Origin of the sequence: Maribacter algicola (assembly GCF_003933245.1) — a bacterium.
Classification (GTDB): Bacteria; Bacteroidota; Bacteroidia; order Flavobacteriales; family Flavobacteriaceae; genus Maribacter; species Maribacter algicola.
Genome location: NZ_QUSX01000001.1, coordinates 1111781 through 1137987 on the forward strand (window position 1 = coordinate 1111781; position 26207 = coordinate 1137987).

Annotated in this window: 21 protein-coding genes; 12 read left to right on the forward strand and 9 right to left on the reverse strand. The window is 39.8% G+C overall.

The genetic code is table 11. The features are described from left to right. Positions 1-7 precede the first annotated feature (7 nt). From DZC72_RS04695 to DZC72_RS04705, 3 genes are all read left to right on the forward strand, one after another. Entirely contained in the window at positions 8-5032 is a 5025-nt protein-coding gene (locus DZC72_RS04695) for a Calx-beta domain-containing protein (RefSeq protein WP_125221712.1), read from the forward strand. 4 nt (positions 5033-5036) lie between these two features. Beyond that, on the forward strand, positions 5037-5738 hold the full coding sequence (locus tag DZC72_RS04700; RefSeq protein ID WP_125221713.1) for a hypothetical protein: 702 nt from the start codon (positions 5037-5039) through the stop codon (positions 5736-5738). Between the two features lie 61 nt (positions 5739-5799). After that, entirely contained in the window at positions 5800-6873 is a 1074-nt protein-coding gene (locus DZC72_RS04705; RefSeq protein WP_125221714.1) for a hypothetical protein, read from the forward strand. Between the two features lie 7 nt (positions 6874-6880). Here the strand turns inward: DZC72_RS04705 and DZC72_RS04710 are convergent, their stop codons facing one another. The 8 genes from DZC72_RS04710 to hemH form a co-directional block, all read right to left on the reverse strand. Beyond that, positions 6881-8077 (reverse strand): CHASE2 domain-containing protein, encoded by a 1197-nt coding sequence (locus DZC72_RS04710; protein WP_125221715.1) that lies wholly within the window; start codon positions 8075-8077, stop codon positions 6881-6883. Between the two features lie 12 nt (positions 8078-8089). Then, positions 8090-8881, reverse strand: coding sequence for a hypothetical protein (locus DZC72_RS04715; RefSeq protein ID WP_125221716.1), 792 nt, complete (start codon positions 8879-8881; stop codon positions 8090-8092). Next, complete coding sequence (locus tag DZC72_RS04720) at positions 8854-10029, reverse strand: CHASE2 domain-containing protein (protein ID WP_165869274.1); 1176 nt, start codon at positions 10027-10029, stop codon at positions 8854-8856. The genes DZC72_RS04715 and DZC72_RS04720 overlap by 28 nt, the downstream gene beginning before the upstream one ends. Before the next feature lie 84 nt (positions 10030-10113). Continuing rightward, complete coding sequence (locus DZC72_RS04725) at positions 10114-10608, reverse strand: hypothetical protein (RefSeq protein WP_125221718.1); 495 nt, start codon at positions 10606-10608, stop codon at positions 10114-10116. Between the two features lies 1 nt (position 10609). Then, positions 10610-12055 (reverse strand): C1 family peptidase, encoded by a 1446-nt coding sequence (locus DZC72_RS04730; RefSeq protein ID WP_125221719.1) that lies wholly within the window; start codon positions 12053-12055, stop codon positions 10610-10612. Between the two features lie 143 nt (positions 12056-12198). Then, the gene (locus DZC72_RS04735; RefSeq protein WP_125221720.1) at positions 12199-13575 is read right to left on the reverse strand and encodes an MATE family efflux transporter; all 1377 of its coding nucleotides are present in this window, start codon (positions 13573-13575) and stop codon (positions 12199-12201) included. A 29-nt stretch (positions 13576-13604) separates the two neighbouring features. Next, positions 13605-14399, reverse strand: coding sequence for a DUF3050 domain-containing protein (locus DZC72_RS04740; RefSeq protein ID WP_125221721.1), 795 nt, complete (start codon positions 14397-14399; stop codon positions 13605-13607). A gap of 11 nt (positions 14400-14410) precedes the next feature. After that, positions 14411-15445 carry a ferrochelatase gene (gene hemH, locus DZC72_RS04745; protein ID WP_125221722.1) on the reverse strand — a complete coding sequence of 345 codons (1035 nt, stop codon included), beginning with the start codon at positions 15443-15445 and terminating at the stop codon, positions 14411-14413. A gap of 161 nt (positions 15446-15606) precedes the next feature. On the opposite strand from hemH, the gene DZC72_RS04750 reads away from it, so the two are divergent. Together DZC72_RS04750 and DZC72_RS04755 are read left to right on the forward strand one after the other, a co-directional pair. Beyond that, positions 15607-16680, forward strand: a complete 1074-nt coding sequence (locus tag DZC72_RS04750; RefSeq protein ID WP_125221723.1) for a mechanosensitive ion channel family protein — start codon at positions 15607-15609, stop codon at positions 16678-16680. A 103-nt stretch (positions 16681-16783) separates the two neighbouring features. Beyond that, on the forward strand, positions 16784-17626 hold the full coding sequence (locus tag DZC72_RS04755) for an N-acetylmuramoyl-L-alanine amidase-like domain-containing protein (protein WP_125221724.1): 843 nt from the start codon (positions 16784-16786) through the stop codon (positions 17624-17626). 164 nt (positions 17627-17790) lie between these two features. On the opposite strand, the gene DZC72_RS04760 is transcribed toward DZC72_RS04755, so the two are convergent. Continuing rightward, the gene (locus tag DZC72_RS04760) at positions 17791-18684 is read right to left on the reverse strand and encodes a helix-turn-helix transcriptional regulator (protein WP_125221725.1); all 894 of its coding nucleotides are present in this window, start codon (positions 18682-18684) and stop codon (positions 17791-17793) included. A gap of 195 nt (positions 18685-18879) precedes the next feature. Between DZC72_RS04760 and hemA the strand changes: the two genes are divergently transcribed. From hemA to hemB, 7 genes are all read left to right on the forward strand, one after another. Next, positions 18880-20136, forward strand: a complete 1257-nt coding sequence (hemA, locus tag DZC72_RS04765; protein WP_125221726.1) for a glutamyl-tRNA reductase — start codon at positions 18880-18882, stop codon at positions 20134-20136. Then, positions 20133-21713, forward strand: a complete 1581-nt coding sequence (gene hemC, locus DZC72_RS04770; RefSeq protein WP_125221727.1) for a hydroxymethylbilane synthase — start codon at positions 20133-20135, stop codon at positions 21711-21713. The genes hemA and hemC overlap by 4 nt, the downstream gene beginning before the upstream one ends. Positions 21714-21848: 135 nt before the next feature. Next, on the forward strand, positions 21849-22880 hold the full coding sequence (gene hemE / locus DZC72_RS04775; RefSeq protein ID WP_125221728.1) for a uroporphyrinogen decarboxylase: 1032 nt from the start codon (positions 21849-21851) through the stop codon (positions 22878-22880). Between the two features lie 68 nt (positions 22881-22948). Then, complete coding sequence (locus tag DZC72_RS04780; protein WP_125221729.1) at positions 22949-23491, forward strand: GNAT family N-acetyltransferase; 543 nt, start codon at positions 22949-22951, stop codon at positions 23489-23491. After that, positions 23481-24383, forward strand: a complete 903-nt coding sequence (gene hemF / locus DZC72_RS04785; protein ID WP_125221730.1) for an oxygen-dependent coproporphyrinogen oxidase — start codon at positions 23481-23483, stop codon at positions 24381-24383. Before DZC72_RS04780 ends, hemF begins: the two co-directional genes overlap by 11 nt. Before the next feature lie 3 nt (positions 24384-24386). After that, positions 24387-25175, forward strand: a complete 789-nt coding sequence (locus DZC72_RS04790; RefSeq protein ID WP_125221731.1) for a PhzF family phenazine biosynthesis protein — start codon at positions 24387-24389, stop codon at positions 25173-25175. A gap of 39 nt (positions 25176-25214) precedes the next feature. Further along, positions 25215-26207, forward strand: a complete 993-nt coding sequence (gene hemB, locus DZC72_RS04795; protein ID WP_125221732.1) for a porphobilinogen synthase — start codon at positions 25215-25217, stop codon at positions 26205-26207.

Below are 26207 nucleotides of genomic sequence, written 5' to 3' on the forward strand. Positions count from 1 at the left end.
ATTTAATATGAAAAGAAAATTACTACTCCTCATTATACTAATTGTTACGACTTGGTCTTATGGTCAATATACGGCTATTCCTGACCCAAATTTTGAACAAGCTTTAATTGACCAGGGGTACGATTCAGAAGGGGGGGCTGTCGATGGTCAAATATTGACTACTGATATCCAGAACATTACATTTCTCAATCTCACAGGCGACCCAAATTTTAATGTAAACCAAAATGAGATAGGTTTAGGAATTACAGATTTAACAGGAATAAAGGATTTTGGGAGTTTGCAAGTATTATGGGTACAGGGTAATGACCTGACCGTGCTGGATGTAGAAGGAATGTCTTCCCTTTTAGATATTCGAGCCTTTTTTAATGATTTGGAGCAAATTAACATTAACGGTCTGATCAATTTGGAGATTATAGGTCTTAACGTCAATAATCTTTCGGGTATTAATGTATCCACCAACACAAGTCTGGAGATTTTTGATATTGCCCAAAACAACCTTTTGGGTCTGGATATTTCTGGTCTTAGCAATTTAACCAACATGAACGTGCAGGACAACCCTAACTTATCCTGTATACAAGTGGAAAGTGCTGCAACGGCCACGTCCCTAAACGGCAATACCAATTTTAGAAAAAATGGTGCTACTGTTTTTTCAAACTCATGTCCTTCTATTTACACTCAGATCCCTGATCGAAATTTTGAATCTGCTTTAATCTCGAACGGAATTGACACCCAAGGTGGTATCCCAAATGGTTTGGTACTGACTGCAGACATTTCGAACCAAACTAACTTGGATATTTCCAATCAAGGGGTAACGGACCTAACTGGTTTGGAAGCGTTTACCTCTTTGGAAATACTGGATGTAAGTAACAATAATTTAAATGCTCTAAGACTTCAAAACCTTAGTTTAATTGAAATTTATGCTAATAACACTAATGTAGCTGGTGGCGAAATATTCTTTCAAAATGTGCCCAGTGGTTTACCATTGTCTAACGTAACTACCTTGGAATTAATAAATAATAGTTTAGGAAATGCATCTTCTAATTTTAGTTTTGGTGGTGTTCCTAATGTACAGACTTTGAATATTAGCGGAAATAATTTTGGCACCTTAACACTTGGGGGGCAAACAGATTATATTTCTAATCTCATTGCTTCCAATTGCCCAAACCTAAACAACTTGACCGGTTTAGGTTCTTTATCACAATTACAGGAATTGACCATTACCAATTCCAATTTTACAAGCTTGGATTTTACCGGTTTAGACTTACTTAGTACGCTACGGGTTGACAATAACAACTTTGAATCTTTGAACCTCAAAGACATTGACGACACACTAACGACGCTGAATGCCATCGGAAATGTTAATTTAAGCTGTATTGAAGTAAGTAATGTTGGCACCGCCCAGGCCCAAGGGGGGTGGCAAAAAGATGATGCAACAGAATACCGGACAGATTGTAGTACAGTCCAACCGTTTTTGGTATCTGCAACTCTAACCGGAGCGGGTATTGGGCCGAATTTCTCCGTTAATGAAGGTGAATCTTTCTCCATTGAAATAAATGCGTTAAGCGATGAAGCGGATGGACAGACTTTCAGCTACGCTTACGTTCCCAGTGGCATAAGCTTAGACGACTATACACCTCCACCAAACCCAAGTAGTTTTACTGTAAATAGTTCTCAGGTCGTTGATGGTAGAATCACTTTTGAGATTACAGATGATAACATTCCTAACGAAGGTGAAACAATAATTATCGAATTATTCGAAGACAATGAAAATTGGAATTGGGAAAATGCCTCCGCAAATGGGACAAGAACCTTTGAAATAAAAATAAATGATGCTCTGACCAATGCACCTTTAATAGTGGAGGCACAAATTAATGGTACAGAGGGCAGTGCTCCCAATTACAGTATCAGAGAAGGGAACACTTTCAACATAGAATTCAACGCCCTGGGTAATGATTTTGAAAACCAAGATTTCCCTATTATTTTCGAGGTTACGGGAAACTCACAACCAGAGGACTATAACGGCTCTACAAGCCCCAGTTCGTTTACAGTAAATGCATCCACGCCCATTGATGGCAGTATAGCTTTTGAAATCACAAATGACGGAGTTGATGAGTCTGGAGAAACCATTGTTATAACCCTTCCAAAACCAACATCAAATTATGAATGGGCAAATGCTGAGGCAGATGGGAGTTTAAGCTTTGAAATTATATTAACAGATGCTTTCCTTCAAACCAGTACTTTCTCTTCAGCTATCGTGGGTGCGAACCAAGACGCCAATGGGAATTATTTCGTAAATGAGGGAGATGAAATTGAGATTCATATTGAGGCTAATGAGATTAATTTACCTCAAGGTTCTCCATTCACATTCGAATATCAAGTTTCCACTACCGGCGATAGCAATGATTACGTCGTTGAATCATCAAACCCTTATACATTTACCATTGACAACACTAGTAATCCAGACGGAAAACTTAATATAAAAGTTAACACCGACAATTTTAATGACGGTGGAGAAACTATAACAATAGTACTTCAAAGTAATGAAAATGTACTTTGGGAGGATGGATATGACCAGATAACAGATTTTTATGAAGATGCATCCTTTACCTTTGAAATTGTTGACGTCCCACCTATTGGTTTTAATATAAAAGCTGAGTTAGAAAATACTGGCGGAACTGAAGGAAACGGAATCCAAGCTGGCAGAGATGGAGCTATAGAGGATGGAATGGGTACTGATACTTTTACCCTTACTCTTAAAAATAATGATGGATCACCTTATGTGACCGACCAAGAATTGGTATTTCAAATAAATTTTATTCCAGACCCTAACCCTCAAAATGATGGAAAGAGTGCCGACGAAAGTGATTTTATCATTCCAACGCCCTCTGAAATAAGAATTGCACCTAGAACTTCCAGTGGTTCAATTACCGTTCAATTGCCTCAAGAAACCGAAGATGATATTCTTCATGAGTACTATCTCGCCGCTGTAACACAAGATACCGAAAGCCCCCCAATTCGAATGCCGGAAGCATTACAAGCCAAAATTATTGATGATGAAGGAAAGTTTAGAGTTTTTTATACAATTGATAGTAGTAACCTTTTTTTGGCTGACTACCCAGGAGCTGGTTGTTGTGCTCACAATAATGTTGAGGAGGGAGAATCAATAAAGTTCTCGTTTAATGCAGAAAAAGGAGTAATTTTAAATGAAGAATATAAGATTGGCATATCCTATCCAAAAGCAACTCACCCAGAGGATGTTATGATTGATGCTCTGCAGGGCGAAAGTGAGGATTTTTATAATACCGCGGAATTTGAAGAATTGTTTGATAATAGTGATAATCCTCCCAAAAGAATAGAAATCATTACATCTGAGGTAATTGAAAATGATCCAGATTTCAATTTATCTATTCGAACAATTGCTGATGGTGATCCGAAGGAAAAATTTGCGATTGAATTAACCTCCCAAAGCGATAACTTTCTTTTAATAAGTTCAAAAATAACCTATCCTGATTATGTAATAATACCCACAATTCAAGCTTCTTTACAAGTATTGGATGATACAGCCGATGAAGAAAATCAAGAAGATAAAGGTGTTTTTAATATAAAGCTTGAAGATGAAGCAGGAGCTCCCATTGATATGTCAATTTATTATACTATCGAAGGAAGTGCCATAAATGGAACGGATTATGTCTTTTTAAGAGATTCTATATTTTTTGCTAGGGGAGAAATTGAAAAAACTATTGATATTGAAGCAATTGCGGATGATTTCCCAGAAGATACTAAGACTATAATTCTCACACTGTTGGATAAAAAAGGTTATTCCATAAGCAGCAACAATAGGGGTATTGTTACCATACCAAAAAACGACCAAGATCTTATTGAATATTCAGTTACCCTAACAGCGCTTCAAGACATAATAACCGAGTTGTCCGGTAGTAATGTAGGAACATTTGATGTTTCCATTTCTCCGGCCAATACTTCTGGAAACGATGTCATTGTAAATTATGCTTTTATCGATAATGGAAAGCCTAACCCTGCAACAGAAGGTGAGGGTAATGACTTTACACAATCTGGCAATGGACAATTAATTTTTGTGAGTGGTGGCCCCTCAACACAACAAATTACGGTCACCGCATTAGCCGATCCTGAGACGGGCCCAGAGGTTCCCGAAACTATAACGTTATCACTTGTAGATGGCAATCAATACAGTGCGGCGGCCACTCCCGTTGCCGTAATGGAAATACTAAGTACAGAGGTAAATCGTGACAGACTTGATGAAAATGCATTGGAGGTTCAAGTGTTAAGTAATACCTGCGCAAACTCCAATGAAGGTAATGTTATTATAAAAAATAATTCCCCTTTTGCTTATTTGGCAACAATAGTCAAAGAAGATGGAGAAGAAATTACTTTTTCTTTAAATCCTCCAAAAGGTGAGGAAGAAAATGGTGAGATTGAAATAGAAAATCTACCTTCCGGTAGACATTTGGTCTCTTTTAAATTTGAGGACGAATCCATAGAACTTATCCCCCCGATTTTTGAAATATTCATTGAAGCTTTAAATGGTACCTCCCTCAAAGCGAAAAGTATAGACTTTTCCAGTAAAATGGGATATTTAAAGGTATCTGGTAGCAGGAAATATATTGTTTACAACAATGAAAAGGAGTACGTTTTCGATACACAAGGGTACGATGAAACTATTATTTCCGTACCGTTGGAAGATGGAGTCAATAATCTAAAAATTAAAGGTGAAGCTGCCTGTCAAGGAATCTTGGAAACTACACTTAATTTAACAGAGTTGACAATATATCCGAACCCTAGCCAAGGAAGGATAATAATTAACGGGTTTTTAAGAGACAGCAAAGCTAAAGTTTTTGTTACCAGTCTAGAAGGTAAAAATATTTATACAGAAACAATGGAAATAAAAAATAATCGCCTTGACCTTGATTTATCGTTCTTTCCTAGTGCACTATATATAGTAAATGTCGCTACGGAATCTGGTGAAAATATAGAATTTAAATTATTAAAGAACTGAAGACATGAAAAAAGTAATTATTTGTTCTTTTATGGCATTAGTAAGCCTATTACTAGCATGTGATGGTGAATTTGTAAAAAATGATTTAGCTATTTTTTTGACTTCACCAAAAAATGATGCCCCCTGTCTAGACGGTGAAAAAGTTGGTGAGAAACTTGATATACCCGTTGAATGGACTATAGAGGGATTACCTAATAATTTGATTATTTATGTAGACAAACTAGATGATAATAAAGAAATCATAGACATTTCAAACCAACAACAAATACCTATAGCAGTCGAAGAAACTTCAAAAAAAATCACTGTCGATCCAGGCAGTTGGTATCAATGGCAAATAATTGGAAATGAAGGAAACCTAAAAAGTGATGTATATACATTTTTCAGTGAAGGCCCTCCATCACCTAACCAAGTTCCTTTACCGGCGCAAATTCAAATTACAAGAAACAGTAATTCTCAGGTTCAATTTAATTGGACACAAACTCCAGATCTTGACAATGATCGTTTAGTTTTTGATGTTTTTTTTGGAGAAACAGAGGATACAAGTATTCCTCTCCGGGAAAACTTGGAAAGCCCAGAAGAAATATCACTCTCACCAATAGAAGCAGATAAAACGTACTACATAAAAGTAATTACCAAGGAAATTAGATCGGACAATACCGTAGGTAATAGAGCGATAGCTTTGTTAAAAGTTGCCGTGAATGGTTGATTTAAAAGGCCTTGTTTATTATAAAAGTCGAAATGTAGTATTTCTAATATTTTTTCATTTCGTGACGCTCAGCGCACAAAATGACATCCAATCCAATAATCTATTTAGCGTTCAACCCCCCCTCCCCCTCCAACTCTCCTACACCAATAAGCAAATAAAAAAGGAGACGAATAAAGAAAAGGGCATTCATACCAATTTATTATACAAGCAAGGAGAAAATTGGGATACCGTTCCCATATCCCTTAGGGCACGGGGGAACTTTAGAAGAAATACCTGTTATTTTACCCCCTTAAAAGTATACTTTAAACGGGGTGGTACCCAGAACACGCCCTTTGAAGACCACAAAAACATAAAAATAGTTTTGCCTTGTTTATTGGAGGACCGCAGCAACGATGACGTACTTAAAGAATACTTGGCCTATAAAATGTATGAATTACTATCCCCTATCCACTTTAAGACCCGCTTGGCAACATTGGACTATACGGATACCCGTGGTGAAAAAGAGGAACTACACCCGTTGGCCATGTTTTTAAATGACTCCAACAAAGTTCTGTACAACGGTGAGGAAGCTTGGGCCGCTAGAAAACCAAAAAACCATACCTTGCTAACCATCCTTATTGAGGATGACAAAGTAGTGGCCAAGCGCAATGATGCCAAAGTACTTGAGCGTTTTGTGCATCCCTTGAACCAGGAGGAAACCATCTCCACCACCAATGCCTTTTTCCAGTTTATGATCGGGAATACGGATTTCTCCACAGCCTATAGCCATAACCAAAAACTGATTTTCAAGGAGGGCAAAAGCTATCCTATTCCCTATGATTTTGACATGAGCGGTCTGGTGAATGCTTCCTACGCGGTTGTATCCAACATAAATAACACTTCTTTGGAAATTGATAAGGTGACCGAACGCCAATACCGAGGATTCAAACGGAATACTGCCCTTTTTGAAGACACTCGCAAGCATTTTCTTTCGCAAGAGTCGGAAATCCTAAAAATACTGGAAGCGCATAAACCCCTATTCAAAGAAGTTAAAAGCTATGAAACGGCACACGATTTTATATCCGACTTCTTTGCCATTTTGAAAAATGACCTTCGGTTTCAAAATGAGATTGTGGAAATAGCAAGGGAGAAATAATCCAACTTTACTTGTAATAAGAGTTGAATTCCGTCTTAGTATTAATATACTTTACCAAATGCTTGTAAAACTTTACAAATCCAGCACTAAAAAGCGTCACGGCAATAATGGGAGCGGACTTGATTACAATCCCATTTTTAAACAGGGAGATGGTCAACCAAACAAAGAGTACGGTAAAAACGAATAAAATGGCCTTACGTACGGTCCTATAACTGATCTTTAATTTCGTGTCCAACCAAATGAAGTAGGCACTGGCCAAAAAGCTGAGTAAAAAGGTTAGAATAACAATCCAAAACAAAGGAACTTCATATAAAAAGGTATTGTATAGGATCATGGAAATGATATTGGCATGTATGACCATACCATACATATCCGGAATGCTTTTACCGGCCGTTACCTTGTTCAAAGGGGTAAAGTGTTTGTCTTCCACATCAAAGGGATTTCCGGTAGGGCTGCCCAAATAACCGAACAAAACAATTTTGTCCTTCACCATTTTTTTATTGGGAAAAGAAAGAAAATCCTTTAGCGGAAAATGGACAAATCCCAAGTAATCACTCTTATAGTTTATCAATTTGGGTTTCGATAATTTTTTGGGATAACCTCTAGCATACCATTTGTCTGTACTCATATACGACTTGGCTACGGCCACGGGAAATGCCTCAAAAGTATTTTCCTGAAATACATAGGTGGGGGTAAATTCACGAACTACCGCATCCTGGTAGCCAAAATTGTAGTTGACATAGCCCTGTTTTCCATCACCCACAAAAAACGGATGATTCAAAAAGAATTGATTTTCCTTTAAAATATAGCCCGATATTACTCTTTTATCATTGAGTACTCGGGCCAGAAGTGTATCGGTCTTTGATTTATCAAAATGTTGCAACATCACGTCAAAACCAACGACTGTTGGATTTTCAGCAAGCACATTTTGCAACCCTTCCAAAATAGTCTCCCGGTTTTCATGCTCGATATTGATTAATACAATATTAGAATCCATATCCAAATTGGGATTCATTTGCTCACTGTAGTAAATATCCAAAAAACTAAAATCCTCCAGGGCCTTTTTAAGGGGATTAAAAAAGTTTAGGTTTACAAAGAGTAGTGATAACAAAAAACAGGTCATCAAGGAAAGAAGGGTGCTAAATAAGGCATCCCTCCAAAGTAATTTTCTTTTAGAACGTTTCGGTACAAGTTCGGAATCCATGTAGGCCTTTGTTTAATAGGGGCAAAATTTATAATCCGCACAGATAGCTTCCTTAATCTTGGCCTCTGGATATCCCAATAACGTAAACGTTTTAATCAAGACATCCATTTCCTTTTTCAATTCCTGAAAAGTCTCATCATCCAACAAAGTAAGTGTGTTATATTTTATGTCCTTCAAACTGGGAAATGGCTCCAGACTAATGGCCCATTCATATTGTCTTCCCTTTTTCAAAAGATTATTGTCCACATAAAGTAGCATAGAATCTGAAGCGGTTCCTATTTTAGTAATGTGGTCTCCATCATGCTGTTTTAAAAAAAGATAAACCAAATCGCTTTTTGAATTGTTCTCCCATCGAAAAAATATACTGGGCTGATATAATTTGGCACTATCCACTGGAAAATGTTTGATGATCGTCCTATCTTCCCTATACACTACCCCGGCTTCCTGCTTACTTTTTCGGCGGTTTGTGAACTGCGTCCACACATACGTAAAATACTTTCTTGTAAATGAAGTTTGGTTCAATTGTACCTTGTTTTTCGAAATATCCTGAAAAACAAATGCATTTGGGCCTGACAAAGCAAAAATTTCCCCTGTCTGGTTTACGAGCGTGACCTTTTCATGATCCGCAAGTCTCAATGTATCCAAAGCCTCAAAATATACGCCTCTATTGGCCTTTTTGTTCGAAGAAAATTTAGGCTCGCCCGTTTTTTGATACACATAGTAGCTTTCCTGACCGAAACATTCGGCAGTAAACACTGTACACAAAATGATGAAAATCAATCGTGAAAAAAGAATCCTTCCCATTTAAATCGTTTATATAAATAATGTGCCAACTTTTTATAAAACCCTATCAGACCAATACTAAAAACCATCACAGCGGTTATGGAAGCTGTTTTAAAAAGTAGTTTTTGCCTGAAAAGCAACAAGGCCACCCAAACAAAAAATACGATAAAAAATAGTTGTACGATATTCAACCTAAGTATATAACTGGCCAACTGTCTTTTATTCAACCAAATGAAGTAACAAAGGGCCATATAGGTCAATACGATCGTCAACAGGATACGTATCCAATTGGGAACCACTTTTATAAAATTACCTTCAATAATCATTTGGACAATATTCGCGTGAATGACCAACCCAAAGGTATCTGGTGGACTTTTCCCCACAAATCTGGGATTCATCGGGGTAAAATGTTTGTCCTCCAAATCAAATCGGTGTTGAATGGGATTACCCAAATATCCTACCAAAATAATTTTATCCTTTATCAAAGGAGAAAACTCTCCGTTCATAATTTCATCATATTCCAAAACAAGGAAAAAATCCCTATTGCCGGAATAATTTATGGGCCTGTCGATGGATAGATAGGATTCCATTCCAATGTCCCAATCCTGGGCCATAAATTTCTTCGATACGGCTGTTCCAAAAGCTTCCAAGATGGTATCGTTTTTTTTATAGACACCCCTAAAATTTCTTATTACCGCGGATTCATCATCAAAATTGAAATTCGAGTATCCCAAAGCCACACCTTCTTCAAGTATATTTTTATTTGAAATAATTCTTTTATCATCATTTAGAACATAGGCGGCGACTATGTTTTCACTTTTAAGAAATTCCGAAAGAAAACGATCCCATACGGGATCTTCCAAATCTTTAAATATGACATCGACACCGATCACTTTTGGTTGGGATTCCTGTATTTTTTGTAGCATCCCTGCTATCTCCTTTCTATTCCGCCTGTCAACATTTACCAAAATGATGTTCTCATTTATATTTGGATCATTCGTTTCTAGCTTTTCAGCATAGTACATATCCAAATAGCTAAAATCCTTAAACGCATTTTTAAAAGGACTAAAAAAATTAAGGCTAATACCTATCCAAGAGACTATGCACAACACGGTAAAGGCGAAAATCATACACAAAAATGCCTCTTTGAACAAATTCCTGTTCCTCATAAAAAAGTTGTAGAAATACCTTTTTTTATTTGATTCCTGCATGTAGAAAACAATTAAGAGGTTTGTTAATTGCCCCCCTTTGATCTATTTTTTATTCGATAAATTTTTACGGAAAAAAGGAAAACCGGAGGTAACGCTGATCACCTCTCTTCCAAAAAGGTCCATAAAGGCGATTTTATTTTCATTTTCATCAAGCAGTATGGTCAACTGTTCATCATTGTTTTTTAATATGAACTGCTGCTGAGGATCAAAAGATGAATTTGAATTCTGTGGATCCCAAACATAATTGGTATCGTCAATAAGCACTTGTTTTAATTCCTGAGTACTGTTGATATTCAAAGTGTCCAGTACTTTTAGCTGATTGTAATATTCATTTTCTGTTCCTTCGATAAGCGTTTTGACCAAATCAATTCTAATGACTGTATTGGCATTTTCAATTTTACCGAATCTTTCCGGGTTGATCAAGGCCTTTATTTTTGTACTTTCTATCGTATTGGAAGCTTGGATTTTTTCCGATTTCTGCGAAGACATACAGGAATACATCAATAGAACGACCATCAAAAAAGCTAGTTTTTGCATTCTAGGACCTTTTAATATCCAATATCATCATCGCCAATGAACCTTTATCGAATTCTGCTTTAAAACTCATTTTATCCTTACTCAACTTCATCGCTTCTTTTTTGATTAGCTTATCATCAAAAATCACGTACAATCGATCTAATAACGTACCATCCAATTCTTGAAGTTTGGATTGCACCTCCTTCATGTCTATTTTTTCCAAAGAAAAAACGACTATGGTATAGTCCTTTTCCACATCCTTGCTTAATCTCGCATAGGCCTTAGCTCCTTTTGGCGCCGCAGGCAATATAACTTCGGACTTATCGGAATTTATGAACGGGCTTATGGAGTCCTTATGGGGAAATAATGGAGAAAACTCATTATCCGAATCCATCCCAAAAACATATACATAAGCGGGTTGATTTACTTTAGTTACCATACGATACCTAGTTCCGGTACCATAAACATCTTCCGTAATATAATCTCCAATACTTTCATCCTCTTTTTCAATGACCACATCCTGAGCACCAAATACGGATCCGGTATATTCGCCCTTTTCATTGCGTACGTTCATAGGTTCGTTACTTCTAAGGATAAAGTCGACCTCTCCAGCCAAAATCTGTTTTTCCTCTTTTTTGACTTTTAAGGGTATCATTTCAAAGGCATATCTTGTATACTCGGCAAAATCTGAATACCTGATCCACATAAACCCATCATTTCCCCATGTAGGCCCCCAACTATTTACAATTTCAAAAGAACCGCCGTACTTATCATCGTCATATCCAATTACACACATGGCATGCCCCCCGGTTGTCCCCAAATTATCAGGGACATAAACATTCTTGGCACTTTGAAATGCATTATCTACCATAAACCCGATAACCACGGGATTTCCATTTAGAAGTGAACGTTTTACACCATCTACTTTAAACTCCTCCGACTCATCGGAACCAAATATTCTTGCAAAATCCTTTATCTTGAATCGCTCGGCAGAACTATACAATTCTTCAGGTATCTCTGTATCACACATAACATTATAATCTTCGTAGTAGGGCACGCCCTTTTCCACCATGGCTTCCATGGCCTTGCCAATGAAGGCACCTCCCCCACAGTTATAATCGTTGTCAACGTTGGAATGTAGATAGGTAAACACCGGAGCAAAAGCACCCCGGGATATGGCCGTTGAATCCTTAATGTTATATAACCTGGACTCCAGAATGGTCCTGCCGTAGTATGCGGTTGCCCATCCTACACAAGTACTATATCCCCCCTGGTTTTTTATGGGAGGAACGAAGCTTTTTAAAGAAGACGAGGTAAATTCCGTTACCACATCCTGGAAAGCAACATTTTTTGCTTTAACGGGTGTATTTTCATAAGCTTCATCATCAAATAAGAGTCCTGTACTACGTTGGGTTTGTGAGTACCCTAATACAGAAATAAAAAATAAGATCAAGGTGAGATTTCTCATTTCAATATCTAATTGGTTATGAGAACAATATACTATTTTTTTAAGAAGCCCTAAGTACCGTTTATTGGGTATTTATAGATAAATTGGAAAGTTTGAACGCGTTTGTAGTATAATTCTTTAGTATACTGGTGTAAAGACATCACCTACACAAAGGTCCTCTTGATTTCCCTTCTCAAAAAATAACCGGTAACGATGGTTGCCAGGACATCGGCGATGGGGAAAGAGAGCCAAACACCCAATTCGCCAAACAATTTTGGAAGAACCAGAATCAAGGGAATGAAGAAAAAGCCCTGTCTGGAAAGTGTCAATAATAGCGCAGGAATGGCCTTGCCTATAGCCTGAAAATAGGCCGCCCCTATTAACTGTAGTGCTATGATTGGAGTTGCCGCAAAAACCCAACGCATCGCATTAGGGGCATTTTCCAAAACAAAAGCGTTCGTATTTACATCCTCTGGTGACATTCCAGGCTTATCGCTCAGGAAAAGTGCCGTAATTGCTTCGGGAAAAATCATGAGCCCTATGAAAACAATGGTCGCTAAAAGAGAGGCGTAGGTAATTGCCGTGTTGATGGTCTTTCGTACCCTATCGTATTTTCGGGCCCCATAATTAAATCCGGCAATGGGCAAAAATGCTTGGGTAACCCCAAACACGGGGAATAAGGCAAACATCAACATTCTGCCAATGATGGCATACACCGCCACCATTGCCTCACCGCCCAAAGAAAATAGGATATTGTTCATAATCAAGTAAATGACACTTACCACTGCCTGTCTGGCTAAAGTGACAAAACCTAAGGACCCCATTTCCTGTACAACCGGCATGTCCAATCCCAAATGTTTCCATTGGATCTTCATTTCGGAATGCCTGGAAAAGAAAAAGTAACCAACATAAAGGAAACATAATATATAGCCAATCGTTGTTGCCCAGGCTGCTCCTGTCATACCCCAATCAAAAACATAGATAAAAACATAGTCCATCAGTAGGTTGCCTATGGATGGAATGATCATGGCAATCATGGCAAACTTTGGCTTCCCTTCGGCCCTAATTACCGTATTACCCATCATACAAAGCGCCAAAAAAGGAACTCCGTACAGGACTATGGTGTAATAAATTTTTGCTGGATCGTAAATGGCCCCTTTTCCTCCAAAAGCGGGAATGATGGACTCAACAAAAGTGAGGCCGACAATGACCATGGAAATGGTTATAATCAGGGTAAGGGTGATTTGATTTCCGAAAGTCGTGAAGGCTTTTTCCTTGTTTTCGGCACCAAGGGCCCTAGAGATGATACTAGATCCGCCTACACCAATGGCCATGCCCAAAGCCCCTATAAAAAAAGAAACGGGAAGCACAACATTGATGGCCGCTATGGCTATGGAACCTATCCAGTTTCCAACAAAAATGGAATCGACCAATACATTCAAGGACATCACAAGGATTCCTATACTGGCAGGAACTGCCTGGCCTACCAATAGCTTTCCAATGGGTTGTTTACCTAAATCTTCCGATGTGAATTTGGCCATAGGCCTCAATCTGTTTTCTTAAAAATGCCCTAGACCAAAGAAGAGGCATTTTTCTTTTGGTTTTGAATGGCTTCGCTTATGTAATCCCATAACTCAATTCTTCGCTGAAGTGCTTTTTTGGAAATATCTAGTACAGCCTCCCATTTTGATTTTTCATCCCCACATAGTTCCATCATCATTTTCAGGGAAAGCGGACCATGATCATCGCCATCCAGTTCTATATGTCTTCTCAGATAGTATTCCAACTTGGGATATAGAGATGCCTTTCCATTGCTCTCGATAATCTTTAGGAACATATCTGGAATAAGTTCCTCCCTTCCAAAGGTGAAGGCCGCTGCTATTTCATGAGGTTTGCCATCCGCTATTACATCAAAAGTAAATTGCATAAATTCCTTGACGGCATCGGGCAATCCTGATTGTAAGATACTTGTCTGGATATCACCCGATTTTTTAACCGTATCAATAAACGCTTCAATAGGGTACGTCTTGGCATCCACTTCCTTCATGGCTTCTAGATACATCTCAAAATGGCTCCTAAAGTTTCCGGCCTCGTCCCTATCTGTCTCCTCTTCCAACACAATCTCATTGATAAACCGGGCCGTATTTGTATTACTGCAAGGTATCCAAGGTGTTGTAACACAGGTTAGGTTTATCTGTAATGCTTTTAGCAAGGACATAAAGTCCCATACCGCATATATATGTCCTTCCATAAAAAGCCTAACATCCTCAATAGTGGAGAGCTCGCTATAAAGCTGATGATTTTTTAAGGCCGACCTCAACGGGTCTAAGGCCTCCTCAATATGTCTAATATTCTTTTCGAGCATATCTTTATTATTTAATAATGAGGCAATACCCCATCCTTTTCCCACGAGTCTATCCATTGCGCCATCAAGGAGACCCAGGCATCGTTGTCATTCAAACAAGGTATGTGTTTGTAGGCTTCCCCCCCAGCTTCCATAAACTGGTGTTTCCCTTCCATGGCGATTTCCTCCAAAGTTTCCAAACAATCCGCTACAAAGGCAGGGGTAACCACCGCCAACTTCTTCTTGCCCTCCTTCGGAAATCGTTCAAACTCAAAATCCGTATAGGGTTTCAGCCATGGGTCATTGGGCAAACGGGATTGGAAGGACACGCTTACTTTATCTTCCGGTAGGTTCATCTGGGTGCGGACCAGCTCGGTCATTTTATAGCATTGGTGGCGATAACAGGTATGGTGGGCTACAGAATTTGTATGGCAACAGGAGCCATCGATTTTACAATGGAACTTTGTTGGGTCCGATTTTCGGATATGCCGTTCCGGAATTCCGTGATAGGAAAAAAGAATGTGGTCATATTCAAAATCCTTCAAACCCTCCTTTATGGAATCCGAAAGGACTCGGATATAGTCGGTATTTTTATAAAATGCCGGTAAGGTGGTAATTTTTAGTTCAGGAAAAAAGGCATCCTTTACTTCCAACGCCTTTACTACCACGGTTTCATAGGAAGACATGGCATAATGTGGGTATAAGGGCACCAACAAAACCTCGACCACACCCTTGTTCTTAAGCTCTTGAAGCGCATTTTTAATGGTCATGCTTCCATATCGCATGCCCAGTGCCACAGGAAGTTTAGTTTGTTCGCGGAGCTTATCCGTAAACCGTTCCGAGAGCACGATCAAAGGCGAACCTTCTTCCCACCAAATCTTGGAATAGGCCTCTGCCGATTTTTTAGGTCGGGTTTGCAAGATGATTCCCCTAACAAGGATGTTACGCAATAACTTTGGAACGTCGATTACGCGTTCGTCCATAAGAAACTCGTCCAAATACGGTTTTACGTCCTTTGCCGTGGGACTATCAGGGGATCCCAAATTAACCAGTAAAACTCCTTTCATTACCTAAAATTGATTTATGAACTGCAAAAATAACACTTGATATGCGATGATATTTTAATTTAGGGCATTAGTTTTCTATACTACCATAAAGTCCGTCGATTTATTTCACTATTGTTTTGTGGGCTACCAAATTTTAGTATGTTGTACCCAAACTTGGAGATATGGATACAGTTTTCGAAGATATTCCCAGGGAATCGTTGATTTATTTAGGTATTTCGTTCACGGTTTTCCTCATAATCTATTGGGTTACGCTATTTGTATTGCGAAAATTTGGTAAAGACCCCCGGTATTTGGTGCCCGAGGGGGTCATGAAAAAGGTTGCCTTTCCCATTTTTCTCCTATTTGTTTCCATTGTGGTCCGTATGACTTCCTTTAGACAATTATTGGGTATGGAAAACGAGGAATACTGGTTCAAAAAGGCCAGTACCCTTCTTTTTATATTCGCTATGACTTGGCTTATCATTGGAATCCTAAAAGTGGTCAAACAACTCATCATCCACAATTATGATGTAAACACGGAGGACAATCTTAAGGCCCGAAAAATCTATACGCAATTCAATATTCTGGAACGAATCGTCATATTCATAGTTGTAATTCTGGCCATTGGAGCAGTCCTTATGAGTTTTCAAGAAATCAGGGAGGTAGGGGTAAGTATTTTTGCATCGGCCGGGGTGGCAGGTATCATCATTGGTTTTTCGGCTCAAAAACTTATCGGAACCGTATTGGCGGGCATACAGATTGCCATTGCCCAGCCCATAAAGTTGGATGATGTAGTTATCGTAGAAGGGGAATGGGGCCGTATCGAGGAAATCACGTTAACCTATGTGGTCGTAAAAATTTGGGATAAACGCCGTCTCATTGTACCTACGCCTTATTTTATTGAAAAACCTTTTCAAAACTGGACCAAAACTTCCTCAGACATTTTGGGCACCGTTTTTTTATATACCGATTACAAGGTTCCTTTTGATGCTTTACGGGAGAAATTGACCCAGATTTTGGAAAATACCGATTTATGGGACAAAGAAGTTAATGTATTGCAGGTAACCGATAGCAAGGCCAATTTTGTAGAGATAAGAGCCCTCATGAGTGCCAAGGATTCTTCTACGGCATGGGATTTGAGGGTGCATGTACGAGAAAAATTGATATCTTTCCTTCAGGAAAATTATCCGGAAAGTATTGTTCATAATAGGTTGTTGATCAACGACAAAGATCTTGCTCCTTCCAAGACGGATTAACACAAACTAATGAAACCCTCATCGCGGGATTTGTTAGGATAAGTTAAATACCTCTACAAAAGTAAATGATTAATAATCAAGCCATTGACCTAATTTTAAACGTATGAAATATACCTTACTATTTTTCCTTTTGTTCCTTCCATTGAGTAGGACAAAGGCCCAGACTATCACCTGCTCTCCATTGGACAGGCAGGCTGTACAGACTAAAATTGATGAGACCCAAGGTTTGGAACAACCTGATTTTGGACAAACCTTAGTCGCGGTAGGCAAAACTTTTCTAAAGACGCCATACGTGGCCAAAACACTGGAAATTGGGAACACGGAAACTTTGGTAATTAACCTACAGGGGCTGGATTGTACGACGTTCGTAGAAAATGTTCTTACATTTTCATTGATGCTTAAGGAGGATAAAACCACATTCGATGACTTTACTCGGACATTAGAAACCATTCGGTATAAAGATGGAGACCTTGACGGTTATGCGTCTAGACTTCATTACTTTTCAGAATGGATCGCCAATAATACAGAAAAGGGGTTAATAGAGGATATTACAGGAGAGATTGGCGGCAACCAAATTACCAAGGACATCAACTTTATGAGCGAGCATCGTGACCTCTATCCCTTTCTTGCTGACGATACCAATTTCGAAAAAATAAAGACATCCGAGAATTTCCTGAACAGTCAGCCTATTTGTGTTTTGGCTCAGGATGAAATTGCCAACAACGAACATTTGATACAATCCGGTGATATCATTGCCTTGGCAACCTCCATCAACGGACTGGATGTTACCCATACCGGAATAGCCACTCGTGAGGCTGACGGGAGAATTCATCTTCTACATGCCTCAACAGGTTCTATGGAAGTGGAAGTTTCGGAAAAACCGCTAGCGGAATATTTGAAAAAAATAAAAGGTAATACTGGTATTATGGTGGCAAGGCCACTATAAGGCTAAAAAATAAAAACCAACCACTGGGTTTGTTCCCCCAATTAGAAAAGGCAGAAGTCTTTTTAAATCTATCGAAAACTATCTAGGTTTTATCGATGAACAGCAAAAATATCTTTAAAACTCGTTGTACTTATTTCGAATACAAACTACTTAGTTTGTTAAATTCAAGTAGTACTAGCCAACGCCATCACATATTTCTTGGGCGTTGTCCCATACTTTTTCTTAAAAGCAGCTATAAAATGGCTGGATGTACTATAGCCAATCTTTAAGCCGATCTCAGTAACATTATATTGACCGGATTCTAGTAACTTCCTGGCATGTTCCATTTTATAATCGAATAGAAAGCTGTACACGGAATCGCCATAGATTTGCTTAAAACCCTCTTTTAAACGCTTTAAACTCAGGCCTATTTCTTTGGAAAGCTGGGTCAAGGTAGGTGGTTCCGCCATATTGGAAATAATGATTTCCTTGGCCTTTCGGATCCGTTTCACGTTATCCTCGTCTACCAGAAACGGACACTGTTCTACATCGGCATCCGTATTTTTATTAAAATAAAGAGCGATCAATTCATATATCTTGCCTTTTAAATAAAGTCCTTTTATCGTTGGATGTAGATTGTAGTTGATGATCTGACTCAAAACCACAGCGATTGGGGGCGATACCGGTTCCTGTGCATAATACTTCTTTTCCTGGTTCTCTTCACTAAGAAAAGGAATATAACCGGCCTCGTCTGAAAACAAGGAATGAAATTTACGTATACTCATTACCACGGAAACCATCCATGAATTTGGGGCCAACATAAGGTTCAAGGGCAAATCCAATTGCGTATTATAAAGCAACAGCGAATTCTCCTCGGATACCTCCAAGGCATAGGTTCCTTGGTTAAAAACAAACTTCCCCCCTCCTTTTAAACAGAAGTGGAATTGGATATAACTGCGGTTGATCTCGCGTGTGACGTTCTTTGTTTCTGAAGTATTGTTCTGAATTTTAAGTACATAAAATCCATTTTCTATCAGTAGTTCCTCAAAGGAACCTTGGGCGATGTTTTTGCTTTCCATACTTTCGCAACTTAAAAGCTATTATTTAGAATCTATCTAAACAACAACGATGGAAGATTTCCGTTAGACGTTGTAAAAATAGGGGTTTTGAGCCGATTTATATTGTATTTTGTCTAAAATCACTTCTACCGACGCTTATAGTTCCTCAAGCGTTATTTTTATTTAATCGATGCGTTTATTTTTGTCGCCGCAACTATGAAGGACTATCACATTTCTAAACATAACTCCTTTTATACGATCGGCCTTAATTATAAAAAGGCTGATGCCGAGGTAAGAGGGAAATTCAGTTTGGACGAGGCATCCATGACGGCACTCCTGGCAAAAGCGAAGGAACAGGGTATCGATGGGTTATTGGCCACCTCCACCTGTAATAGAACTGAACTTCATGGTTTTGCCCAGCATCCCTTTCAATTGATCAAATTATTGTGCGACTTTTCCCTTGGCAGTGTGGAGGAGTTTCAAGAAGTGGCCTATGTGTATAAAAACAAGGAAGCTATTTCGCACTTATTTCGGGTTGGAACGGGATTGGATAGTCAGATTTTAGGTGATTTTGAAATCATCAGTCAATTAAAGCAGAGTTTTTTCCGTTCTAAAAAACAGGATATCGCCAATCCGTTCATAGAGCGTTTGGTCAATGCGGTCATTCAGGCCAGCAAACGCATAAAAAATGAAACCGAGATATCTTCGGGTGCAACTTCGGTGGCATTTGCATCGGTTCAATATATTTTAAACAACGTTGAGAATATTTCCGAAAAGAACATTCTTCTCTTTGGTACGGGTAAAATTGGACGAAACACCTGTGAAAATCTTATCAAGCATACCAAAAACCCACATATTACACTAATTAACCGAACTAAGGAGAAAGCGGATAAGGTGGGTGGTAAGTTTAACCTTACCGTTAAGGATTATGGTGACCTGCAAGCGGAAATACGCAAAACAGATGTTCTGGTCGTTGCCACAGGTGCACAAAAGCCCACCGTTTGCAAAGAACTCATTTACACAAAGAACCCTTTATTAATTTTAGATCTTTCAATTCCTAAAAATGTGGACGACAACGTTTTGGAACTGGATAACGTATCCCTCCTACATTTGGACCATTTATCCCAAATGACGGACGAAACCCTGGAGAAACGGAAGCTTTTCATCCCAAGAGCGGAAGCTATCATTGAAGAAGTCAAGGAAGATTTCATACAATGGCTGGAGACGCGTAAATTTGCTCCCGTTATCAAGGCACTTAAAATGAAGCTAAAGACCATGAAGGATGAAGAGTTGGACTATCAATCCAAAAAAACCTCAAATTTTGATGCCGAACAGGCCGAAATCATATCCAACAGAATCATCCAGAAAATCACCAAGCAATTTGCCAACCATCTTAAGGACGACACTATTGATTCAGATTCTAGCCTAGAGCTTATCCAAAAAGTGTTTCAATTAGAGCTAGAGACTAAATGAGTAAAAGTATTCGCATAGGCACGCGCGATAGTGAATTGGCACTATGGCAGGCCAATACCGTTAAAGAGCAGCTTGAGGCATTAGGCCATTCCGTAACATTGGTTCCTGTCAAATCAACCGGCGACCTAGTTTTGGACAAACCACTGTATGAACTTGGTATAACAGGGATTTTCACCAAAACCTTGGACGTGGCCATGCTCAATGGTGATATCGATATAGCGGTACACTCCATGAAGGATGTACCTACTCAACTCCCAAAAGGCATTGTTCAAGCTGCGGTCCTCAAAAGGGCCAACTATATGGATATTCTGGCCTTTAAGAACAATGAGGAGTTCTTGGGTTCTCCTGATGGCATTATCGCTACCGGAAGTTTGCGAAGAAAGGCACAATGGCTAAACCGATATCCTTCCCATACCGTAGTAGACCTTAGGGGGAACGTGAACAGCCGCTTACAAAAGTTGAAGGATAACGATTGGAACGGGGCCATATTTGCAGCCGCGGGGTTGGAACGGATTGGCTTGGAACCTGAGAATACAATCGGACTCACATGGATGGTACCCGCACCTGCACAAGGCGCTATTATGGTGGTAGCCATGGAAAATAATCAGGAAATTCGTAAAATATGTGCCGAACTCAACCATGAGGAAACCGAAATCTGCACAAAAGTGGAACGTGAATTCCTAAGGGAATTGGAAGGTGGGTGTTCGGCCCCAATCGGCGCCTTAGCCTATATTGATAAAGAGAACGTCGTTAACCTCAAAGGGGTCCTTCTGACCGTTGACGGATCAAAAAAGCTTGAAGCCTCCTTAACGGCACCCCTGGGCAAACATAAAAACCTAGGGATTGATGCCGCACGAAGTATTTTAAGCCGCGGGGGAAGACGCCTTATGAACGAATTACAAGGTGCGGACCTCAAGACCAATATATTTTCCACAAAAAAACTGACCGAGGCCCAATTACAAAGATTCAAGGGCTCCATTAAAGTTGATTCCGATGATTTTATAAAGATTAGCCCTAACAGGATTTCTCCAATAGTGTTAAAAAAGGAGCATAAAAATGTAGTTTTTACCAGTAAGAATGCCGTAGAAAGTCTTTTGACGAACATAAGTCCCGAAGAACTTCAATTTGAGAATATTTACTGCGTAGGCAGGAAAACAAGGAGACTTATTCGGAAAAAAATTGGTAAAGTGACCCATTTTGAAAACAGTGCTACGGATTTGGCGAATTATCTGGTGGAATATATAGAGGGTACAGAAGTCACCTATTTTCATGGAAACCTTAGTTTGGATCATCTGCCCAGCATTTTGGAGGAAAACCAGATTACCGTAAACAAAATTGAGGCCTACAGGACCAAACTTTCCAGCAAATCCATATCGGAGTCGGTTGAGGGTATTTTGTTTTATAGCCCTTCTACCGTAGAAAGTTATTTATTAAAAAACAAGCCACATTCAATTGCTTATTGCATTGGGGAAACCACAGCAACCGAAGCCCGGAAACATTTCAAGGAAGTGAAAGTTGCAAAAATACCCGATACAGAAAGTGTCATTGATTTGGTAAATGAGGATTATAGTAGTTAGAAAATACAAGTTCAAGAGCAAGATTCAAGCTCAAATAAAAAATTGCTTAGCAATAACGAACAACCAAAAACCAACAACAAACAACCAAGAAATCCAACAGCCAATAGCTAATAGCAAACAGCCAATAGCAATAATATGATAAAGAACGATTTATTCCTTAGGGCCCTAAAAGGTGAAACAGTAGAGAGACCTCCGGTTTGGATGATGCGCCAAGCAGGCAGATACCTTCCGGAATTCATGGAAATCAAGGAGAAATACGACTTTTTTACTCGATGTCAAACCCCAGAACTGGCTTCGGAAATAACGGTACAGCCCATCCGAAGGTTTGGTATGGATGCCGCCATTCTCTTCAGCGATATCTTGGTGATTCCGCAGGCAATGAACATTGAGGTTCAAATGAAACCTAATTTTGGTCCCTATCTACCAAACCCCATAAGAAGCCAAAAGGGCGTTGATGAAGTTATCGTTCCTGATGTAGAAGAGGCATTGGATTATGTGATGCAGGCCATTACCGCTACCAAAGAGAAATTAAATAACGAAGTGCCGCTGATAGGTTTTGCGGGATCTCCATGGACCATTCTTTGCTATTGTGTACAAGGACAAGGCAGTAAGACTTTTGACAAGGCCAAGGAATTCTGTTTTACACAACCAGTGGCAGCCCATGAATTGTTGCAAAAAATCACGGAGACCACCATTGCCTATTTGAAAGCTAAGGTAAAGGCGGGCGTCAACGCCGTACAGGTTTTCGATTCTTGGGGAGGGATGTTGTCACCTATGGATTATCAAGAGTTTTCATGGCAATACATACAACAAATAGTAGACGCCCTTAAGGAAGATACCCCAGTAATCGTCTTTGGTAAAGGATGCTGGTTTGCGCTCAAGGAAATGTCCCAATCAGGGGCCTCGGCCCTTGGTGTGGATTGGACCTGTTCCGCCCAAAATGCACGCTATCTCACCGGTGGCAATATTACGCTACAGGGTAATTTTGATCCGGCCAGGTTATTGTCACCTCCATCGGAAATCAAAAAAATGGTCACGCAAATGATCCATGAATTTGGTAAGGACAGATATGTTGTGAATTTAGGACACGGAATCCTGCCCAATGTTCCGGTGGAAAATGCGAAGGCTTTCATAGATGCCGTTAAGGAATATAAAGAAACGCACTGAACTAATTAATTTTTCCAAACCTTGCGTTTTACCTTTTCAAAGGGCCAAAGACTTCGTACTTTTAAGGAATGATTCCCATCGCGAACGGTACTTTTGAAATAACGCCCATCCATGAAAAATACGCATGGCGAATCTGTGATTTTGTTACGGTCAACACCTCAAGGCTTAAAACCTATTTCCCTCAAACCCTGACCGAAAATTTGACCCCGGAGCTTTCCAAATTATTCGTCGACCAAAAAATTAAGGATTTTAATAGCAAGACCGAATTTGTGTTCGTGATAAAAAATACCATCGATAGAAGCGTAGCGGGTTTGCTCTTTGTAAAAAATCTGGATTTTGATAAAAAGGAGGCCGAAATCGCCTATTGTATTGGGTACCAGCACGAAGGCATTGGGATAACGACCATGGCGGTCAAAGAGATAACGGCTTGGGCATTCAAGGAACAAGACCTAAGAACATTGCGAATCATTGTACATAAGTCGAATCCCGCAAGTATACGTATCGCAGAAAAGTGTGGGTATACGTGGAAGGAAACCTTGCCCAAAGAACATCAGCCACCAGCAATGCAACCTATGGATATGGAATTATATGTGAAAGCTTATGAAGGATAAATTTTTCGAGTACATACACCAGCTACAGGATACCATCACTAAAAAACTTGAATCCATTGATGGCAAGGCAAAATTTCAAGAAGATTTTTGGGAACGGCCCGAAGGAGGAGGCGGACGTACGCGGGTCATTGAAAATGGGGATGTCTTCGAAAAAGGTGGCGTAAATATTTCGGGGGTTCACGGAGCTTTGCCCGAAAGTATGCAGGCCTATTTTGGGGTGAAAGATGCCGATTTTTTTGCGTGCGGACTAAGTTTAGTCCTACACCCAAAAAACCCTATGGTGCCCACCGTACATGCTAATTGGCGCTATTTTGAAATGTATAATAACGATGGAAACGTGGTGGATCAGTGGTTTGGTGGTGGGCAGGATTTGACTCCGTATTATTTATTCGAGGAAGATGCCAAGCACTTTCATGAAATTTGCAAAGCAGCATGTGACAAACACGACCCCAGTTTTTATCCCACCTATAAAAAACGCTGTGATGAGTATTTTTGGAATACGCACCGGAACGAGGCTAGAGGCGTTGGCGGTCTATTTTTCGATTATTGCAAGGCAACGGAGAAAATGTCCATGGAAGACTGGTACAACTTCGTTACCGAGATAGGAAACAGTTTCTTGGATTGTTATATACCGATTGTTACAAAACGTAAGGACCTCGCCTACACCCAAGAACAAAGGGACTGGCAAGAAATCAGAAGGGGCAGGTATGTTGAATTCAATCTGGTTCATGATAAGGGCACACTTTTCGGTTTAAAAACCAACGGTCGTATTGAAAGTATCTTGATGAGCCTACCGCCGCATGTGCAATGGCGATATGACCATCATCCTGTAGCAGGTAGTGCGGAAGAAAAACTGATCCATGTTCTGCAAGAACCAAAAGCCTGGGTTTAGACTATGAAACAAAAAATATATCAAATCGATGCTTTTACGAACAAGCTCTTTGGTGGTAACCCGGCAGCGGTTTGTATTCTGGAAAAATGGTTGTCCGATGATACCATGCAAAAAATAGCCGCGGAAAATAATTTGGCAGAAACCGCTTTTTCCGTTCCTCATGGCAATGATTATGAACTACGCTGGTTTACACCAGAGGTAGAGGTCGACCTATGTGGACATGCTACCTTGGCCACGGCCTACGTTATCTTTAATTATTACGATTACAAAGATCATACCATTAGGTTTATTTCGCCTAGAAGCGGTGAACTTCTGGTAAAAAGGGATGAAACCGGACAAATGACCATGGATTTTCCTACGGACGACCTGGTTCCCATTGACAGTGTGAAGGAAATTAACGAAGCCATTGGAAAGGAGCCCTTAGAAACATTTAAAGGGAAAACAGATTACTTGTTGATTTACGAAGACCAGCAAGATATTGAAAACATTAGGCCGAATTTTCACTTAGTGGACCAGTTGGATTGCAGGGGAGTCATCGTTTCGGCTAAAGGAGATGCTGTCGATTTTGTGTCCCGTTTCTTTGCTCCACAATGTGGTATTCCGGAAGATCCAGTAACAGGTTCGGCACACACGACCCTTACGCCGTATTGGTCGAAAAAATTGAACAAAACTGTTATGAGTGCCCAACAATTATCGCAACGTGGAGGAAGCTTGACTTGTGAATATTCGGGAACCAGGGTGAAAATTTCAGGACAGGCAGTTTGTTATCTTGAAGGTGAAATCACTATATAAATTAAAAAGTATAAATTATAAGTTCCTAAAACAAGTAATATGTACCCACTCATAAGAAACAGAAGATTACGCGCATCCGAATCCATTAGAAGATTGGTTAGGGAAACCATCATAAGTCCGGATGATTTTTTAGTACCCCTTTTCGTCGTAGAAGGTAAAGGAATAAAGGAAGAGATTGCCTCCATGCCCAATTACTTTCGGTTGAGTTTGGACAATTTGGAAAAAGAGGTCAAGGAACTCTGGAGTCTGGGACTTTCCTCCGTACTGTTGTTCGTGAAAGTCCCTGACAATCTAAAAGACAATGCAGGGGCGGAAGCTGTAAATGACAACGGGCTCATGCAATTGGCCATTAAAACGGTCAAAAATGCCTGTCCGCAGATGTTGGTCATGACCGATGTCGCCCTTGACCCCTATTCGTCATACGGGCATGATGGGATTGTGGCCGACGGACAAATCCTAAATGACGAAACCGTAGAAATTCTTTCTGAAATGAGCGTTTCGCATGCCAAGGCCGGAGCTGATTTTGTGGCGCCCAGCGATATGATGGACGGTAGAATACTCAGCATTCGCGAAGCTTTGGAAGATGAAGGATATAGCAACACCGGTATTATGAGCTATAGTGCCAAATACGCCAGTGCCTTTTATGGGCCGTTCAGGGATGCCCTAGATTCTGCGCCCGTAGATATTAAAAACGTTCCCAAGGACAAAAAGACCTACCAGATGGATTATGCCAATCGGTACGAAGCTATCAGGGAAACCCAAATGGACATTGACGAAGGTGCCGATATCGTCATGGTAAAACCCGGACTTTGCTATTTGGATATTGTCCGTGAAATTAGGAACGAAGTGGACGTGCCTGTGGCGGTGTACCAGGTCTCTGGCGAATACGCCATGGTAAAAGCTGCTGCCGAAAAAGGCTGGCTAGACCATGATGCCGTGATGATGGAACAACTGACCGCAATCAAACGTGCCGGGGCCAATATCATAGCGTCCTATTTCGCTAAAGATGTTGTCAAACTGCTTAATACCTAA

Bases quoted from the DNA above. Each gene is read 5' to 3' on its own strand.
- DZC72_RS04695 (WP_125221712.1), top strand. From the start codon at position 8: ATGAAAAGAAAATTACTACTCCTCATTATACTAATTGTTACGACTTGG.
- DZC72_RS04700 (WP_125221713.1), top strand. From the start codon at position 5,037: ATGAAAAAAGTAATTATTTGTTCTTTTATGGCATTAGTAAGCCTATTA.
- DZC72_RS04710 (WP_125221715.1), bottom strand. From the start codon at position 8,077: ATGGATTCCGAACTTGTACCGAAACGTTCTAAAAGAAAATTACTTTGG.
- DZC72_RS04715 (WP_125221716.1), bottom strand. From the start codon at position 8,881: ATGGGAAGGATTCTTTTTTCACGATTGATTTTCATCATTTTGTGTACA.
- DZC72_RS04720 (WP_165869274.1), bottom strand. From the start codon at position 10,029: ATGAGGAACAGGAATTTGTTCAAAGAGGCATTTTTGTGTATGATTTTC.
- DZC72_RS04725 (WP_125221718.1), bottom strand. From the start codon at position 10,608: ATGCAAAAACTAGCTTTTTTGATGGTCGTTCTATTGATGTATTCCTGT.
- DZC72_RS04730 (WP_125221719.1), bottom strand. From the start codon at position 12,055: ATGAGAAATCTCACCTTGATCTTATTTTTTATTTCTGTATTAGGGTAC.
- DZC72_RS04735 (WP_125221720.1), bottom strand. From the start codon at position 13,575: ATGGCCAAATTCACATCGGAAGATTTAGGTAAACAACCCATTGGAAAG.
- DZC72_RS04740 (WP_125221721.1), bottom strand. From the start codon at position 14,399: ATGCTCGAAAAGAATATTAGACATATTGAGGAGGCCTTAGACCCGTTG.
- hemH (WP_125221722.1), bottom strand. From the start codon at position 15,445: ATGAAAGGAGTTTTACTGGTTAATTTGGGATCCCCTGATAGTCCCACG.
- DZC72_RS04750 (WP_125221723.1), top strand. From the start codon at position 15,607: ATGGATACAGTTTTCGAAGATATTCCCAGGGAATCGTTGATTTATTTA.
- DZC72_RS04755 (WP_125221724.1), top strand. From the start codon at position 16,784: ATGAAATATACCTTACTATTTTTCCTTTTGTTCCTTCCATTGAGTAGG.
- DZC72_RS04760 (WP_125221725.1), bottom strand. From the start codon at position 18,684: ATGGAAAGCAAAAACATCGCCCAAGGTTCCTTTGAGGAACTACTGATA.
- hemA (WP_125221726.1), top strand. From the start codon at position 18,880: ATGAAGGACTATCACATTTCTAAACATAACTCCTTTTATACGATCGGC.
- hemC (WP_125221727.1), top strand. From the start codon at position 20,133: ATGAGTAAAAGTATTCGCATAGGCACGCGCGATAGTGAATTGGCACTA.
- hemE (WP_125221728.1), top strand. From the start codon at position 21,849: ATGATAAAGAACGATTTATTCCTTAGGGCCCTAAAAGGTGAAACAGTA.
- DZC72_RS04780 (WP_125221729.1), top strand. From the start codon at position 22,949: ATGATTCCCATCGCGAACGGTACTTTTGAAATAACGCCCATCCATGAA.
- hemF (WP_125221730.1), top strand. From the start codon at position 23,481: ATGAAGGATAAATTTTTCGAGTACATACACCAGCTACAGGATACCATC.
- DZC72_RS04790 (WP_125221731.1), top strand. From the start codon at position 24,387: ATGAAACAAAAAATATATCAAATCGATGCTTTTACGAACAAGCTCTTT.
- hemB (WP_125221732.1), top strand. From the start codon at position 25,215: ATGTACCCACTCATAAGAAACAGAAGATTACGCGCATCCGAATCCATT.